The following is a 16,561-nucleotide window of genomic DNA, read 5'->3' on the forward strand; positions in this document are numbered from 1 at the left end:
AGGAGAAAGAAATGAAAAAATTGAATTATGATGATTTTTTTAAAAGTGGATGGAGTTTCAATAATACTCAAAAGGACTTACAATCTAGATATCAAATGCTAAACATAGGATTAGTTCTTTCTTCTGTTGCCCTTGTTTATGGAATTATAGGCAATGTAATTAGAGATATATCAGGATTGATTTTTTTAGAATTATTTTTAATATTTATGAATTTAATGCTATTTTTAATATTAAGGAAATATAGAGGTTTATTTGAACAAGTAGCTTTTGTTTTAACAGCACAGTTCTCTTTTTTATTTCTTTTTCTTATATATATATATGAACCAAGTTCTTTAAAACATATTTGGCTTTTTACCTATCCTATAATTCTCCTTTATTTTCAAAATAAAAAAAATAGTCTTTATTGGTTGTCTGTAGTAACTATAATATTAATAATTGCACCTTTACAAAATTTTATAGAAGTTAAATATTCTCTTTATCAGGTTACATATATTGCATTTGTCTTGATTATTTTAAGTATTATTATTTACTTTTATAAGATTAATATGGATAAAGCAAAAAAATTAATTTTAAAACAACAAGATATGTTACAAAAATTCAATATAGAACTTGCTGGGAAATTAGAAGAATTAAAAGCAAAAGACAAACTTCTTACAGCACAATCAAAACAAGCGGTAATGGGTGAGATGATAAGTATGATAGCTCATCAGTGGAGACAACCATTGTCTACAATAACTCTTCAAATTTCGAACTATCAAATCAAACAATTAATGAGTGAAAACCAACAAAAGAGAGAGATAGACAAGACATTAATTGAGATTAGTAATACGATTATGTATCTTTCAGAAACTGTTGATGATTTTCAAACATATTTTCGACCAAATAAAGAAATTTTACATATTGATGTAGGTAAGTTAATTCAAAAAGCAATTAATTTTTCAACTCCCAGAGCCAGAGAAGTTGGAGTTAATATAGTCTTGCACAATACAGGTAATATTAGTATTGATACACATATAAATGAGGTTGTACAAGTTATATTAAGTATATTAAATAATGCCATAGATGCTCTTATAGAAGCAAAAGTAAAAAACCCGAAAATAGGTATAGTTTATAAAAATGAAGAAAATAGCATAAAAATCAGTATAGAAGATAATGCAAATGGAATAGATATAAAGTATATAGATAAACTTTTTGAGCCTTATTTTAGTACAAAAGGTAAAAACGGAACAGGTCTTGGTCTATATATGAGTCAGATGATTATGCAAAAACAGTTTGATAATGAAATAGAAGTTAAATCATCTAGCATGGGTTCCATATTTAGTTTTCAACTTCCAAAATCTATAAGCTAGATGCCAGTATTAAAAAATATCATTTTTTTTGTAATAGCTCTAATATTTCATTTTACATTGTTGTATCTATTTTTTTTAGGTCTATATGTTGTTTACTTTTTAAGTTTAGTCATTTTTGCATATTTACTCCATAAAAAATATCAATATTTTTCTCTTTTATTAGTTTCATTATTTAGTATTTTAGTTATAGTTTTGATAAATTTAGAGTTTTATAAAATCTTTGTTTTTGAGTTTTTTTTGTATTATGATTTAATAAAAGAAAATATATATATAAATAGTGAGGTAATGTATGTTTTATTATTACTTCATTACCTCTTTTTAGTAAATTTAAAAAAGTTTGAAAACTTTTGGGATATAATAGATTCAAGATTATTATATAAAGGTTGGAATTAGTATGTATATTCAAGATTTGAAGTTTTCGTTGTGGGCAGATTTTATTGAAAGAGATTATTTAGACAATGAGTTTAAAGATTTAATACAAAGAGGTATCATAAATGGTGCCACTTCAAATCCAGCAATATTTAAAAATGCTATTTTAAATTCACCAGCATATAAAGAACAATTAAAATCACTTGAAGGTTTAAGTGCAAAAGAGAAATATGAAGCTCTTGCAATACATGATATTAAAAAAGCTGCAAGTATCTTGCAAGTGCTTTTTAATGATGGTAATGATGGTTATGTAAGTATAGAAGTAGACCCTTTTCTTTGTGATGACGCAGATGCCACAATTGAAGAGGGTAAAAGACTTTTTGCTGAAATAGATTATAAGAATGTAATGATTAAAGTGCCAGCTACAACTGCCGGATATATCGCAATGGAGAAACTAACAAGCGAAGGAATCCCCGTTAATGCCACTCTTATTTTTAAAAAAGAACAAGCAATCTCTTGTGCTAGAGCTTTTGAGCGTGGTAGTAAAAAACATGGTTCAAAAGTTGATACTGTTATTAGTATTTTTGTAAGTAGAATTGATAGAGCTATTGACGAGATACTTCGTAAAAAAGGCTTAGATGAAGCACTAGGTGGGATTTATAATAGTGCAAATATTTACACAACAATACAAGATATGAATATTGATGGTTGTAGAGCACTTTTTGCAAGCACTGGTGTAAAAGGTGACTCATTGCCTCCATACTATTATGTCGAGAAACTTTTGGCATATAATAGTGTAAATACAGCTCCAATAGATACAATCTTAGTGTATGATAGAGATGGAGGTAAAGAGAAAGCATTACCTATTTCAAATGAAGTAATTAAAGAGTATTTTGATTCTCTTATAAACGCTGGAATTGATTTTGAAGCAGTTCTTGATAAGCAAATTGAAGATGGACTAGATTCATTTAAAGATTCGTTTAATGATATTTTGGAAGCTTTATGAGTGCTGATATAGATGTAAGTAATTTAACCTTTGCACAATTAAATAAAGTTAGAGCCTATTTAAAAAAGATGATTGAGCTTGGAGGAAGTGACCTTCATATAAAAGCAAATTCTGTAATTCGTGCAAGAATAAATGGTAATATTGTTCAGTTCGCTGGTGATATTTTTTCAAAGGATGACGCGCTTACTTTTGCAAAAGAACTACTAAAAGGAAGATTTAGTGAGTTTATAGAAAAAAAAGATATAGATCTAGTTTATCCTTTTGATGAAAGAAATCGTTTTCGTGTAAATGTATTTTTTCAGATGGATGGAGTATCTGCCGTTTTTCGTGTTATTCCTATAAAGATACCTTCGATGGAAGAGTTACACTTTCCTGATATTTTAAAGAGTTTTATAAAAAAAGAGAGAGGACTTATTCTTGTTACGGGAGTAACAGGGAGTGGTAAGTCAACAACCTTAGCCTCTCTTATAAATGAGATAAACTTTACAAAAAGAAAGCATATTATTACCATAGAAGACCCAATAGAGTTTGTTCATAAAGATAAAGGTTGTATTATAAATCAGCGTTCTGTGGGTCAAGATACTCTCTCTTTTAGTACAGCTTTAAGAGCATCTCTCCGTGAAGACCCTGATATTATTTTAGTTGGAGAAATGCGTGATAGAGAAACAATTAATCTTGCACTTCATGCAGCAGATACTGGGCATTTAGTTTTTTCAACTCTTCATACGGTAGATGCTAAAGAGACAATAAATCGTATTATTGCAACTTTTCCAACAGAAGAGCAAAACCGCGTAAGAATGTCACTTTCAGGTGTAATACAAGGCATAATTTCTCAAAGATTAATTCCTACAGTAGAAGGTGGAAGACGAGCTGCTATGGAGGTTTTAGTTCGTACACCAACTATTGAAAAGCTTATTATGGAAAATAGAGATTACGAGATTAGAGATGCCATTGAAAAAGGGAGTGCACACTATAAATCACAAAGTTTTGATCAACATATTTTAAAATTATACGAAGAAGGTATTATCACAAAAGAAAAAGCCAAAGATTATGCAACAAGTGCCTCTGATTTAGAGCTGAGAATGAGTGGATTAACTTCTGCTAAAACGACTAATAACACATCTTCAGATGAAAAAGGAAATATAGAAATTGATAAAAATGATGATATTTTTGATTTAAAGTAGATTTTAAAATAAAAGCAAGTATAATTCCGAATATTTTTTATTAAGGATTTAATATGTTAGAAGGCATAATTAGAGAGAGTATTGGCAAGAAGGGCACAAAAGCACTTCGTCGTGATGGATATCTAATTGCAAACATATACGGAAAAGGGCTTGAAAATATCAATGCTGCATTCAAAATGAATGAATATGTCCGTGCTGTTCGCAACAAAGATACTTTAGCGTTTGCTATCAAGGTAGATGGCAAAGAGTTGAGCGTTGTAGTTCAATCATATGAGTCACAAGCAGTAACTGGAAAGCTTTTGCATGTTGATTTAATGGTAGCCCAACCTGGTGTCTTGACAACCTACAATATTCCTATTGTAACAGTTGGTGAAGCGATAGGGACTAAAAATAAAGGTCTTGTACATATGGCAAAGTCTCGCGTAACTGTAAAAGCAGCTGTTGAAAATATTCCAAATAGTATAGAAATTGATATTTCTACAATGGATACGGGTCATTCTAGACTTGTTCGTGATTTAGAAGCTATTGATAATGTTACTTTCTTAGATTCTGATCGCGTAGCATTAATAAGTATTATTAAAGCTAAATAGTCATGCTTATAGTCGGTCTAGGTAATCCTGGAGCGACTTATGCGAATAATCGTCATAATATAGGCTTTATGGTTATAGATGAGCTTATTTTAAGACAAAATGCTCAAAAATTATCTTCATCATCATTTAATGGTGAACTTTTCAAGTTTAAAAATCATTTTTTATTAAAACCACTTACTTTTATGAATCTATCTGGAAACTCAATTTTGACAGTTAAAAAGTTTTATAAAATCGAAGAAGTTGTTGTAATACATGATGATTTAGACTTACCATTTGGGACATTGCGCTTTAAGTTGGGTGGTGGACATGGTGGACATAACGGCTTGAAATCTACAGATGAAAAAATATCAAGAGAGTACAAAAGAGTAAGATTAGGAATAGGGAAACCAGAGCATAAAGGAGAGGTTTCTTCTTATGTTTTAGGGGATTTCAGCATTAAAGAAAAAGAGCATTTACGCGATTTAATTTCTATTACATGCGAAGCAGTTGAGAGTCTTTTAGAGTATTCTTTAGAAGATGTAAGTTCTAAATATACAATTAAAAAATTTCAGCTAAAATAAGATAATTATTTAAGAAAAGGAATGATTTGCTAGCATTTAAATATATATCTTTTCATTATCTTAAATATTTTTTAATTATATTGATTGCACTAGTAATGTTTTTGGTTGGTTTTGACTATATGGAAAATGCTGACAAACTATCATCATCAGCTAACTTAGTTCTCATATATTTAGTATATAAAATATTTTTTGCTATTGATATGCTTCTTCCTCTTTCTTTGATTTTTGCCATGATAACAACTAAAATTTTTCTTATCCGCTCGAATGCACTTGTTTCATTTTATTCATTAGGTTATACACGGGTTGATGTTTTAAGACCTTTTGTTGTTGTAGCTACTTCAGTAATAGTTATATTTATATCACTTCATGCCATACCTAGTTTTTCTCGTGCAGATGAATTTTCAAATAATATTCGCAAAAATGCGGCATATCTAAGTCCAACAAGAGATCTTTTTTTTACTTATGAAGACAAATATATTTATTTTTCTAAAATGTTACCACTGCAAGAAAAAGCAGAAGGTATAAGAGTTTTTAGTATAAAAGATAATATACTAAAAGAAGTTATAGTAGCTTCTAGTGCCATGTATAGAGATGGCTATTGGTTTATAAAAGATGCAGATGTAATCACAAAACCTGATGATATGAGTTTTGATTCTAAAGGTATGGGAATAAAACATCAGCAAGGACTTAATATTTTAAAGGGATTTAGACCTAAAATACTAGATCAAGTTTACGAAGGAAAAGTAAACTTTACAATTACAAATGCAATAGATGCCCTTCTTTTACTAAAAGACCAAGGTGTTAATACAGATAGTATTAAGGGGGCGCTTTATAAAATATTTATATATCCATTATTTGTACCTTGTTTGGTAGTTATAATATTTTTCTTTGTTCCCATCAGTGTAAGATTTTTAAATGTCTCTCTCTTTAGTTTTGGAGCAATTTTAGCAACACTTTTTGTTTGGGGGATTTTATTTATGCTTATAGAGCTATCAAATAATAAAACAATTTCAAGTGAAACAGGGGTTGTTACCCCAGTAATATTGCTCTTTTTTATCGCTATTAGACAGTGGAGAAAATATCGCTTAGCCACCTAATTAGCGCATTTAAAAGATTTATTTAAGATGAGATAAATCAAGCAAATTTTTTTATAACAAAAATATAAGCACTTTTTAGATAAAATGACTTAAAAAAGATTTGGAAATTACTAAATGAATTTTAAAGAACTGGCATCTACATATAAAACACCACTTTATATATATGATTTTGATTATATGGGTGAACAATATCAAGAGTTAAAAGACGCATTTAAAGCAAGAAAATCTATCTTGGCTTACGCAGTAAAAGCAAACTCAAATTTGAGTGTTGTACAGCACTTCGCTAAAATGGGAAGTGGGGCTGATTGTGTTTCTATTGGAGAAGTGCGTCGTGCTTTTTTAGCGGGTATACCAGCATATAAGATTATTTTTTCTGGTGTTGGAAAGAGTGATGATGAGATTCGTGAAGCTATCCAAAAAGAGATACTATACATAAATGTTGAAAGTGAAGCAGAATTAAAACGAGTAGAAGTTATTGCAAAAGAACTAGATAAAATTTCTCGTATAAGCATTAGAGTAAATCCAAACATAGACCCAAAAACACACCCTTATATCTCAACAGGACTTCATGACAATAAATTTGGGGTTGATATAGATACAGCAAAGAGAATGTATATAATCGCAAATAATTCAGAATATTTAGATCCTATTGGAGTACATTTTCATATTGGTTCACAGCTTACGCATCTAGAGCCAATATACGAGTCAGCTGTTATTGTAGCGGATATGGTTCGTTCATTAGAGTCAATCGAGATTAAACTAAAGTTTTTTGATGTTGGTGGTGGACTTGGTATAAAATATAAGGATGAAGTTACTATATCACCTTATGAATATGCACAAGCAATATTGGGAACTCTTAAAGGTTTAGATTTAACTGTTATCTGTGAACCAGGAAGATTCTTAACTGCAAATGCAGGATACTTTTTAACAAAAGTTTTATATGAAAAACATAATGGTAATAAAAAATTTGTAGTGGTAGATGGAGCGATGAATGATCTTCTTCGTCCAGCACTATATAACGCTTATCATAAAATAGAAGCTATAACAGATTCTACATCTGATTTAAGAGCAATTGATATAGTTGGTCCAGTTTGTGAGAGTGGAGATTTTTTCGCAAAAGATTATCCATTACCTAAGTTAGAGCATAATGACTTGTTAGTAGTGCATAGTACAGGAGCTTATGGCTTTAGTATGGGAAGTAACTATAATACCCGTGGACGAAGTGCTGAGATTGCAGTTATCGATGGAGAGTCAAAACTTATACGAAAAAGAGAAAGTTTTGATGATTTGATAGCTTTAGAAAAAGAGTTTATAGAAGAGTAATGATTTGTATTTCATAGATGTTCAAGGTACTCTCATAAGTGATGCAGACAAGACTCCAATCGTTGGAAGTTTAGAATTTATTAGAAGTTTAAATAAACAAAATACACCATATATGATAGTTACAAATAATACAAAAAAGTCTTCTTATGATTTTTATGAATACTTAAAATCTCTTGGTTTTGAGTTTGAATTTTCTTCATACATAGACCCTTTGATGATTTTAGAGTCTTGTGTACCTAAAGAGAGTGTCGCTGCTTATGGCTCAGAAGCATTTATGCAAACAATTCAAAAAATGGGATATATTTTAAACTATGAAAACCCTAAGACTGTTCTAGTTGCCATAAAAGAAGATTTTCATGCAGATGAATATGCTCAAATGATAGATTTTTTACTAAGTGGTGCCAAATTAATTGGTATGAATGAAACTTCTATTTATGCTCAAAATGCCAAAAGATACCCTGGTGTTGGTGGTATATTGAAAATGCTTGAATTTTCAACATCAAGTTCATATAAAGTTGTTGGAAAACCAAGTATATCTTTTTATGAAGAGGCACTTAAAAAGTTAAATATACAAGATATAAGCGCAAAGTTTAATAAAATAACAATGATTAGTGATGATGTTAAAGGTGATTTAGGTGGAGCAAAAGAGCTAGGAATGAAAACTATTTTTGTAACAAGCGGAAAGTATAAAACAGCTCAAGAAATTATTCCATCTTTAAAAGAAGAGTTAAGACCAGATGAAATATTTGCAAATATTCAAGAGATTTTGGAGCAAAATAAGAGGGAGAGTAAATGAAAACTTTAGATGATTGTAGAGATTCTATAGACACGATTGATAACGAAATATTAGAGCTTCTCAATAACAGAATGAAAGTTGTTAGAAGAGTTGGTGATATTAAGAGTGAGTCAGGTGGTGCTATATACAGACCAGAAAGAGAAAAAGCAATTATTGAGAGACTAGATATTTATAGTAAAGATAGTGATGGCATTTTAAACAAAAGTGCTATTGAAGCAATATTTTTAGAGATATTTGCAGTTTCAAGAAACTTAGAACTTCCAGAAAAAATAGCTTATCTTGGTCCAGAAGGAACTTTTACACATCAAGCAGCTGAGAGTCGTTTTGGAGCTATGAGTGATTATATATCACTAGGTTCAATATACTCAGTATTTAAAACATTAGAAGCAAAAAGAGCTAAGTTTGGTGTTGTTCCAATGGAGAACTCCAAAGATGGTGTAGTTGGTGAAACTCTTGATTTGCTTGCAAAAAGTACAGTTAAAATAGTTGCAGAACTTTACATGCCCATTCACATGTCATTTGTAACAAAAGCTACTTCAATAGATAAAATAACAAAAATCTACTCAAAAGATAAAGGTTTTGGACAGTGTAGAGAATTTTTATCAGAACATGAACTTGTAAATGTTGAGCATATCCCTGTTGAATCAACTGCAAAAGCTGCTATTTTAGCCTCTAATGATCCAACAGCTGCAGCAATTTGTAGTCATATTGCTGCTAAACTATATTGTGTTCCTACGATGTTTGAAAATATTGAAGATGAACATGATAGCAGCACAAGATTTGTGATTTTGAGTGACTTTAAAAATGCCAAAAGTGAAGATGATAAAACTTCAATTTTAGTTAGATTAAAAGATGGAGTTGAAGCTGGCGCTCTTGTCCATTTTTTACAAGATTTTGATGAAGAAAATATAAATCTATCAAAAATAGAATCTCGTCCATCTAAAGATAAAAGTGGATTTGGATACTGGTTTTATATAGATTTTTATGGACATATAGATGAAGATAGAATACAGCGAGTTCTTGAAAAACACGGAAGTGAAGTAACGTGGCTAGGTAGTTATGTAAATGGAGACAATAATGAAATTTAATGAACAAATAAAAGATATAAAAACATATGAAGCTGGGAAACCTATAGAGTTGGTTGTAAGAGAATTTGGTATAGAACCAAAAGATATTGTTAAATTAGCAAGTAATGAAAATCCTAATGGATGTTCTTTGAAAGTTCAAAAAGCAGTTGTTGACATAGTTGCAAAAATGGCACTATATCCTGATGACTCTATGATGAATTTAAAAAGTGGACTTAGTAAAAGGTTTCAAGTAGAAGATGAAAATATCATTATTGGTTCTGGTAGTGATCAAATTATAGAGTTTTTAATTCATGCAAAAGCAAATTCAAATTCTAAAATCTTGATGAACTCTATAACATTTGCAATGTATGAAATTTATGCAAAACATGTTGGAGCAGAAATTTTACGAACAACTGGTGTTGAACATGATTTAGACAAATTCTACAAGATTTACAAAGAAGAAAAACCATCTATTATATTTTTATGTACACCAAATAATCCAACTGGAGATGCCATAGATGCTAAAGCCTTGTTTGACTTTATTAAAAAAATAGATGACGATACTTTGGTTGTTGTTGATGGGGCTTACATGGAATATGCATTGGTTAAAGATGCATCTAAATATGTAAAGCCAAAAGATTTACTTAAAGAGTTTAGTAATACTATCTACTTAGGTACTTTCTCAAAAGCTTATGGTTTAGGTGGTATGAGAGTTGGTTATGGAGTTGGAGATGCTAAAATTATTAAAGAACTTTATAAGTTAAGACCACCATTTAATATAACAACTCTATCTCTTGAGGCTGCTACTATTGCTTTAGAAGATGAAGAGTTTGTTGAAAATAGTATAGTTGATAACTTTAAAGAGATGAAACGCTATGAAGAGTTTGCAAAAGAGCAAAAAATAGATATAATTGAGAGTTATACAAATTTTGTTACATTATGTCTAAATTCAAACCAAAAATCTTCACAGATTGCAACTGCACTTTTGCAACGAGGGATGATAGTAAGAGATTTAAGTGGTTATGGAATGAACGCAATTAGGGTAACAGTTGGAACAACTGAGCAAAATAGTAAGTTTTTTGCTTTAACTTCTGAAATTTTGTAATTTATAAAATGGGAATTTAATGGATTTTAAAGTACTTTTTACACAGTTAGTAACACTTTTTACTAAGTTAAGTAAAGAACAAAAAATAATTATTGTGTCAGCTATTGTTGGGATAGTATCATTTTTGATTTTTATGGTTGTTTTTACTGCTCAAAAAAATACAGATGATAAATACGAAATTCTTTTTAGTTCATTAAGTTCTGAAGATGCGGCTAAGGTTGTAGAGCATCTAGAAAAAGATGGGGTTGCATATAAACTAGAAGACAACAATGTTATAAAAGTACCAAAAAATGTTGTATACAAAGAACGCATAACAATTGCATCTATGGGTATTCCTAAAAACAAAGGTGTTGGTTTTGAGCTTTTTGATGTTCAAGAATTTGGTGCAACTAAGTTTGACCAAGATGTAAAATATCTCCGTGCGTTAGAAGGTGAACTCTCTCGTACAATCAACTCTTTAGGACCAATAGAATCTTCAAGTGTAAGTTTAGCACTTCCAAAAGATACACTTTTTGTTGCTAAACAAGTAAAACCTACTGCTTCTGTTATGATTCAAATGATTGAAGGTAGCAGACTTTCAGCAAAACAGATAAGAGGTATAAAAAATCTAGTTTCAGCATCTGTACCTAAGCTTGAAACACAAAATGTGATGCTTATAAATTCAGAAGGTGAAACTTTAGGTGATGAAGATGAAATGGCACAGATGGGTGAGCTTTCAGCAGTTCAACAAAAGTTTAAAAATAAAGAAGAGAGAAAAAGACAGAGAAAAATTCTAGAAGTTATTTCTCCTTTTGTTGGTGGAAAGAAAAAAGTTGTTGCTCAAGTTACAATAGAATTTGATTTTTCAATAAAAAATTCAAAATCAGAAGTTTTTGATCCAGAAAATGTTGTAAGAAGTGAACAAGTTAGTGAAGAGAAAAAAGAGGGTGGCTTATCCCAGCAAATTGGTGGAGTCCCTGGAACTGTTAGTAATATTGGTCCTGTTCAAGGACTAAAATCAAATCAACCTAATGAAAAGTATGAAAAAAATACAGGTACTACGAACTATGAAGTAGGCAAAACAGTTTCGACAACTAAGTCACAATTTGCTCGAATAAAAAGAATAAGTGCAGCTGTAATAATAGATGGAAAATATAATTATAAAATGGATGATGAAGGCAACCCAACAGAAATTTTAGAATATGAAAAAATACAAGAGAGTGACCTTGAAGCACTTTCTTCTCTTGTTAGTCGCTCAATCGGTATAGATGAATCAAGGGGCGATATAGTTAGTGTTAAGAATTTACAATTTACAAGAGATTCTTCTCCTTCAGAAATAGATGGAATTTCTCAAGCAGTCAACTTTAGCCAAACTTATTTAACTCCTTTTTCTGGTTTGTTTAAGTATTTATTTGTAATGATATTATTTTTGATTTTTTATAAAAAAGTAATATCTCCATTTGCTGCTAAAATGCTTGAAGTTTCAAAAGAAGAAGATGAACAAAATCGTCCAACTTTGGATATAGAAGATGATGAAGAAGAAGACTTGGTCGAAAAAGTACAAAAAATGCGTAAAAAAGTTGAGAGTCAACTTGGTGTAGGAGAAGGATTTAATGAAGATGAACTTAAACATGAAGTGTTATTAGAAAAAGTTAGAACTATGGTAGAAGATGCACCAGAAGAGGTTGCAGCATTACTGCAATCTCTTCTAACTGAAGAAGAAGAAGGAGCTAAATAATGAACTTAACTCCATTACAACAAGCATCTTTTGATGAAATGAGTATGGCAGAAAAAGTAGCAATTTTATTAATGATACTTGGTGAAGAGGCTACAGCATCGATTTTTTCAAACTTGAGTGTAGCGGCCATTACCGATGTATCTAAATATATTGCAGGCAATAAAAGTATCGATAAAGCAATAGGAACAGCAATACTAGAAGAGTTTCATGTTATTTTTCAATCTGGCCAGTTTCTTACAGCAGGTGGTATGGAGTATGCGAGAGAATTACTTTATAGAACTCTTGGTCCAGAAGAGGCAAAAAAGGTTTTAGAAAAACTTTCAAAAAGTATGCAAAATATACAAAATTTTTCATATCTTTCAAAAATCAAGCCACAGCAACTCTCAGATTTCATAGTTACAGAACACCCACAAACTATTGCTCTAATATTAGCACATATGGATGCAACAGAAGCAGCAGATACTATACAATACTTTCCTGATGATTTACGCTCTGAAGTTGCTATGAGAATGGCTAAACTTGGAGATATTTCTCCTTCTGTCATAAAAAGAGTTTCTGCAGTTCTTGAGTCTAAGCTTGAGTCACTAGCTTCATATAAAGTTGAAGTTGGTGGTCCTCGTGCAGTTGCAGATATTTTCAATCGTCTTGGTGCAAAATCTGCAAAAGCTACTCTCGCTCAGGTAGAGCAAGTAGATGAAGAAATGGCAACTTTAATTAAAGAAATGATGTTTACTTTTGAAGATATTGTTACTCTTGATAAAATTGCAATAACAGAGATTTTAAAAACTGTGGATAAAAAAGACTTGATGTTAGGACTCAAGTCTTCAGCAGAAGAGTTAAGAGAAAAATTCTTTACTGCAATGAGTGAAAGAGCTAGAGATGCATTTGAAGAGGAGATGCAATTTCTTGGTGCTGTTAAGATGAAAGATGTTGAAGGTGCACAAAGAGCAATAGTTGAAATAGTAAATGGACTTGCGGAATCTGGAGTTATACAGATGGGTTCAACTGATGAAATGGTAGAGTAGATAAAAGATGCCAAATGTAATATCAAGTGAAAATTTCTCTAAGCATAATGTTGATAAATATAACTTTAAAGTATTAAGTTTAGGATTAAATGAAGAAAGTACAGAAGAAGATACCTTTACTAAAGAAAGTAATCCAGGACTCAGAGATAGTGATATAGATTCAAGCGCTCTAAGTAATTCATCGAAAGAATCTCTAATAGAGTCATTAATGAAAAAAACTGATGAGATGTCATCAAATTTTATAAAATTACAGATGAAACTAGAAAGTATGACAGAAGAACATAAGCAAGAATTAGAAAAAATAAAAGAAGAATCATTTAATGAAGGAATACAAACAGGTAAAGAAGAAGCATTAAAGGATGAAGAGAAAAATCTTGCTAATGGATTAGAACAGTTTAGTGCTTCTGTCGCAACATTAGAAAATAGTGCATCTGAATATAAAAAAGCACTTGAAGGTATCAAGAGTGAATTGATTACCGCAGCACTAGATATTGCTAAAGAAGTTGTAAATGTAGAGCTAGATGACAATTCAACTAAAATAGCACAAATTTTATCAAATGAATTGATAAGAGAGTTACAGAGTGCTTCAAAAGTCACTTTAAAAGTAAATCCAAAAAATCATGGTGAAATATCACAAAGTGTTGGTTCTTTGGAACATATAGAAATCATTTCAGATAGTGCTGTAAGCGAAGGTGGTGTAATTGCCATCAGTGACGCAGGAAATATAGACTCTCAAATATCAAAAAGATTTGAGAGAGTTAAAAGAGCAGCCTTAAGTGAATAGAGTGTAGATGGATATTAAGTCAAAAAGCATAAAAGAGCTAGAAAATATTTGTAATGATATAAGAGAAGAAATATTAAGAGTAGTTAGTAAAAATGGTGGTCATCTTAGTTCAACCCTTGGTGCAACAGAAATAATAGTAGCGATGCATAAGGTATTTGACTCAAAAAAAGACCCTTTTATTTTTGATGTATCTCATCAGGCATATGCACACAAGTTATTAACCAATAGATGGAAAGAGTTTGATACTTTGCGAGAATTTGGTGGTTTATGTGGTTACACAAAACCATGTGAGTCTGAGCATGATTATTTTGTAGCAGGGCATAGTTCTACATCTATATCTCTAGGAGTTGGTGCTGCAAAAGGCATCGCTATTAAAGGGGAAGAGGACTCAAGAATCCCTGTTGTTATGATAGGTGATGGTTCTATGACTGCTGGAATGGTATATGAAGCATTAAACGAATTAGGCGATAGAAAATACCCTATGATTATCATACTTAATGATAATGAGATGAGTATCGCAAAACCTATTGGGGCATTAAGTAGAATGCTTAGTTCCGCAATGGCTGGTTCTTTTTACCAAAAGTTTAAAAAACATACTGAAAATTTTGTTGATAACTTTGGAGATGGAGCACATTATCTTGCAAAAAAAATGGAAGAGAGTTTAAAGTTAATAACTCCTGGGATAATGTTTGAAGAGATGGGAATAAACTATATTGGACCCGTTGATGGACATAACCTTAAGCAACTAATATCAATTTTCCAAAAAGCAAAAAAACTAGGTCAGCCTGTAATTATACATGCTCAAACTATTAAAGGTAAGGGTTATGATATTGCTGAGGGTAAAGAAGAAAAATGGCATGGAGTTGGTCCATTTGATTTGAATGATGGAAGCAGTTCTAAAAAAAGTTCTGAGAAAAGTGCTACTCAAATTTATACAGAGTCTTTACTCCATTTAGCAAAAGAAAATGAAAAAATTGTTGGTGCTACTGCCGCTATGCCAAGTGGAACTGGACTTAGTGAACTCTTAGAAGCTTATCCAAATAGATTTTGGGATGTAGCGATTGCAGAACAACATGCAGTAACTTCAATGAGTGCTTTAGCAAAAGAAGGCTTTAAACCTTTTTGTACAATTTACTCAACTTTTTTACAGCGTGGGTATGATCAAGTGATTCATGATACCTGTTTGATGGATTTACCTGTTGTTTTTGCACTTGACCGTGCAGGAATAGTTGGAGAAGATGGAGAAACACATCAGGGTGTTTTTGACATATCTTTTTTAAGAGCAATTCCAAACATGACACTTTTTGCTCCAAGAGATGAAAAATCATTTCATCAGGCAATGTCTTTTGCATCTAAGTATGAGCACCCATGTTCTTTAAGATATCCAAGAGGTTCATTTATCAAAACTCATTTGATAGAATCAAATGAGTTTAAGCTAGGAATTTCGCAGCTTCTTCTTTCAAATGATAGTGATATTCTTTTTATAGGTTATGGTAATGGGGTAGGTCGTGCTTATGAAACATCAATCTTATTAAAACAAGATGTTAGTATTTTAGATTTAAGATTTGTAAAACCATTAGATAAAGAGATGCTAAAAAATATGTCAAAAAAACATAAAAAATGGTTTATTTTTTCTGATAGTTCTAAAATGGGTGGAGTTGCTAGTGCTATATTAGAATTTTTAGCCCAAGAAAAAATTACTGGTATAGAGGTTGAGAGTTTTGAGTATGAGGATAAGTTTATCACTCATGGAAACACAAAACTTGTTGAAGAATCATTGAGAATCTTACCAAGTCAATTAGCATTAAGAGTGCAAGAGTTACTTTAAAAAAATAACTCCACAAAATCTTCCACTCTTTTTATTTGCTCTATATGAAAAATATTTATAGCCCAGGCTACCTTCTCTTGCTTCGCTATTCACCTTGTCTTCTTCACAGCAACTGCACTCCGTAGATATCTCTATGTTTTTTTCCTCTACTCCTGCATCTAGAAGTTGAGTTTTTAAAATTTTACTAATATCTAAGTAGTAACTTTCATCTTTTTTCTCTATGGCATAGTTCAAGTTGAGTGAACAAGATTCTTTATATATTTCATCTCCAACTTCATAACAGCATTTTTTTATACTTGCCCCAATGGAAACAATTATATCTTTGGGATTTGAATTATAATTTTCTTTAAAAGAATTGATTACATTTTTAACGATATTACTAAATGTGCCTTCTCTTCCAGCGTGAGCGACAGCGATAACATTTTTTTTAGTATCAAAAAAAAGTAAAGGTGAACAATCAGCAACCATTACCATTAACGGGGTATTTATTTTATCTGTTATGAGAGCATCACAAGTTGGTGCATTATTAAAATTGTCGTTTGCATCTACTGTATGAACTGTTTTTGAATGAATTTGTTTCATGTGAATGAGTGATTGTTTATTGTAGTTTAATTTTTTAGATAAATTTATATGGTTTATATTAACATTGTTTATCTCATCATTTACATGAAAGGCAAGGTTCCCAGATTGTATAGTTGTAAAAGCATGTGTGATATTTGATATATTACTTAATAGTTTACTATGATAGAATTGCATATAAT

The 16,561-nt window shown here is 30.9% G+C and carries 15 protein-coding genes; 14 read left to right on the forward strand and 1 reads right to left on the reverse strand.

Annotation, left to right across the window (positions count from 1 at the left end; translation table 11 throughout):
* Positions 1-11: 11 nt before the first annotated feature.
* From MOV42_RS02955 to dxs, 14 genes are all read left to right on the forward strand, one after another.
* Positions 12-1,349, forward strand: coding sequence for a HAMP domain-containing sensor histidine kinase (locus tag MOV42_RS02955; RefSeq protein WP_324172323.1), 1,338 nt, complete (start codon positions 12-14; stop codon positions 1,347-1,349).
* 394 nt (positions 1,350-1,743) lie between these two features.
* Positions 1,744-2,724, forward strand: coding sequence for a transaldolase (locus MOV42_RS02960; RefSeq protein WP_324172324.1), 981 nt, complete (start codon positions 1,744-1,746; stop codon positions 2,722-2,724).
* Positions 2,721-3,908, forward strand: coding sequence for a PilT/PilU family type 4a pilus ATPase (locus tag MOV42_RS02965; protein ID WP_324172325.1), 1,188 nt, complete (start codon positions 2,721-2,723; stop codon positions 3,906-3,908). The genes MOV42_RS02960 and MOV42_RS02965 overlap by 4 nt, the downstream gene beginning before the upstream one ends.
* Positions 3,909-3,961: 53 nt before the next feature.
* Positions 3,962-4,498: a 50S ribosomal protein L25/general stress protein Ctc gene (locus tag MOV42_RS02970; protein WP_324172326.1), complete on the forward strand. Its 537-nt coding sequence runs from the start codon at positions 3,962-3,964 to the stop codon at positions 4,496-4,498.
* A gap of 2 nt (positions 4,499-4,500) precedes the next feature.
* On the forward strand, positions 4,501-5,058 hold the full coding sequence (gene pth, locus MOV42_RS02975; protein ID WP_324172327.1) for an aminoacyl-tRNA hydrolase: 558 nt from the start codon (positions 4,501-4,503) through the stop codon (positions 5,056-5,058).
* 26 nt (positions 5,059-5,084) lie between these two features.
* Positions 5,085-6,155 (forward strand): LptF/LptG family permease, encoded by a 1,071-nt coding sequence (locus MOV42_RS02980; RefSeq protein WP_324172328.1) that lies wholly within the window; start codon positions 5,085-5,087, stop codon positions 6,153-6,155.
* Positions 6,156-6,269: 114 nt separating this feature from the next.
* Positions 6,270-7,478 (forward strand): diaminopimelate decarboxylase, encoded by a 1,209-nt coding sequence (gene lysA, locus MOV42_RS02985; protein ID WP_324172329.1) that lies wholly within the window; start codon positions 6,270-6,272, stop codon positions 7,476-7,478.
* Between the two features lie 4 nt (positions 7,479-7,482).
* The gene (locus tag MOV42_RS02990) at positions 7,483-8,274 is read left to right on the forward strand and encodes an HAD-IIA family hydrolase (RefSeq protein WP_324172330.1); all 792 of its coding nucleotides are present in this window, start codon (positions 7,483-7,485) and stop codon (positions 8,272-8,274) included.
* Positions 8,271-9,362 carry a prephenate dehydratase gene (gene pheA, locus MOV42_RS02995; RefSeq protein ID WP_324172331.1) on the forward strand — a complete coding sequence of 364 codons (1,092 nt, stop codon included), beginning with the start codon at positions 8,271-8,273 and terminating at the stop codon, positions 9,360-9,362. The genes MOV42_RS02990 and pheA overlap by 4 nt, the downstream gene beginning before the upstream one ends.
* A complete protein-coding gene (gene hisC, locus MOV42_RS03000) occupies positions 9,352-10,446 on the forward strand; it encodes a histidinol-phosphate transaminase (RefSeq protein WP_324172332.1) in 1,095 nt (364 codons plus the stop codon). Before pheA ends, hisC begins: the two co-directional genes overlap by 11 nt.
* 19 nt (positions 10,447-10,465) lie before the next feature.
* On the forward strand, positions 10,466-12,163 hold the full coding sequence (gene fliF / locus MOV42_RS03005; RefSeq protein ID WP_324172333.1) for a flagellar basal-body MS-ring/collar protein FliF: 1,698 nt from the start codon (positions 10,466-10,468) through the stop codon (positions 12,161-12,163).
* Positions 12,163-13,188: a flagellar motor switch protein FliG gene (gene fliG, locus MOV42_RS03010; RefSeq protein ID WP_324172334.1), complete on the forward strand. Its 1,026-nt coding sequence runs from the start codon at positions 12,163-12,165 to the stop codon at positions 13,186-13,188. The genes fliF and fliG overlap by 1 nt, the downstream gene beginning before the upstream one ends.
* A 7-nt stretch (positions 13,189-13,195) precedes the next feature.
* A complete protein-coding gene (gene fliH / locus MOV42_RS03015) occupies positions 13,196-13,972 on the forward strand; it encodes a flagellar assembly protein FliH (protein WP_324172335.1) in 777 nt (258 codons plus the stop codon).
* Between the two features lie 7 nt (positions 13,973-13,979).
* Positions 13,980-15,800, forward strand: coding sequence for a 1-deoxy-D-xylulose-5-phosphate synthase (dxs, locus tag MOV42_RS03020; protein ID WP_324172336.1), 1,821 nt, complete (start codon positions 13,980-13,982; stop codon positions 15,798-15,800).
* On the opposite strand, the gene pgeF is transcribed toward dxs, so the two are convergent.
* Positions 15,792-16,556 (reverse strand): peptidoglycan editing factor PgeF, encoded by a 765-nt coding sequence (pgeF, locus tag MOV42_RS03025; RefSeq protein ID WP_324172337.1) that lies wholly within the window; start codon positions 16,554-16,556, stop codon positions 15,792-15,794. The genes dxs and pgeF overlap by 9 nt on opposite strands.
* Between the last annotated feature and the right edge of the window lie 5 nt (positions 16,557-16,561).

The organism is Sulfurimonas sp., from assembly GCF_029027405.1.
In the GTDB taxonomy this organism is placed as follows: Bacteria; Campylobacterota; Campylobacteria; order Campylobacterales; family Sulfurimonadaceae; genus Sulfurimonas.

What these genes read in the sequence shown, in the direction of transcription:
- MOV42_RS02960 (WP_324172324.1), top strand. Translation starts at nt 1,744, where the DNA reads ATGTATATTCAAGATTTGAAGTTTTCGTTGTGGGCAGATTTTATTGAA.
- dxs (WP_324172336.1), top strand. Translation starts at nt 13,980, where the DNA reads ATGGATATTAAGTCAAAAAGCATAAAAGAGCTAGAAAATATTTGTAAT.
- fliF (WP_324172333.1), top strand. Translation starts at nt 10,466, where the DNA reads ATGGATTTTAAAGTACTTTTTACACAGTTAGTAACACTTTTTACTAAG.
- MOV42_RS02965 (WP_324172325.1), top strand. Translation starts at nt 2,721, where the DNA reads ATGAGTGCTGATATAGATGTAAGTAATTTAACCTTTGCACAATTAAAT.
- pheA (WP_324172331.1), top strand. Translation starts at nt 8,271, where the DNA reads ATGAAAACTTTAGATGATTGTAGAGATTCTATAGACACGATTGATAAC.
- lysA (WP_324172329.1), top strand. Translation starts at nt 6,270, where the DNA reads ATGAATTTTAAAGAACTGGCATCTACATATAAAACACCACTTTATATA.
- hisC (WP_324172332.1), top strand. Translation starts at nt 9,352, where the DNA reads ATGAAATTTAATGAACAAATAAAAGATATAAAAACATATGAAGCTGGG.
- MOV42_RS02970 (WP_324172326.1), top strand. Translation starts at nt 3,962, where the DNA reads ATGTTAGAAGGCATAATTAGAGAGAGTATTGGCAAGAAGGGCACAAAA.
- pth (WP_324172327.1), top strand. Translation starts at nt 4,501, where the DNA reads ATGCTTATAGTCGGTCTAGGTAATCCTGGAGCGACTTATGCGAATAAT.
- fliG (WP_324172334.1), top strand. Translation starts at nt 12,163, where the DNA reads ATGAACTTAACTCCATTACAACAAGCATCTTTTGATGAAATGAGTATG.
- fliH (WP_324172335.1), top strand. Translation starts at nt 13,196, where the DNA reads ATGCCAAATGTAATATCAAGTGAAAATTTCTCTAAGCATAATGTTGAT.
- pgeF (WP_324172337.1), bottom strand. Translation starts at nt 16,556, where the DNA reads ATGCAATTCTATCATAGTAAACTATTAAGTAATATATCAAATATCACA.
- MOV42_RS02955 (WP_324172323.1), top strand. Translation starts at nt 12, where the DNA reads ATGAAAAAATTGAATTATGATGATTTTTTTAAAAGTGGATGGAGTTTC.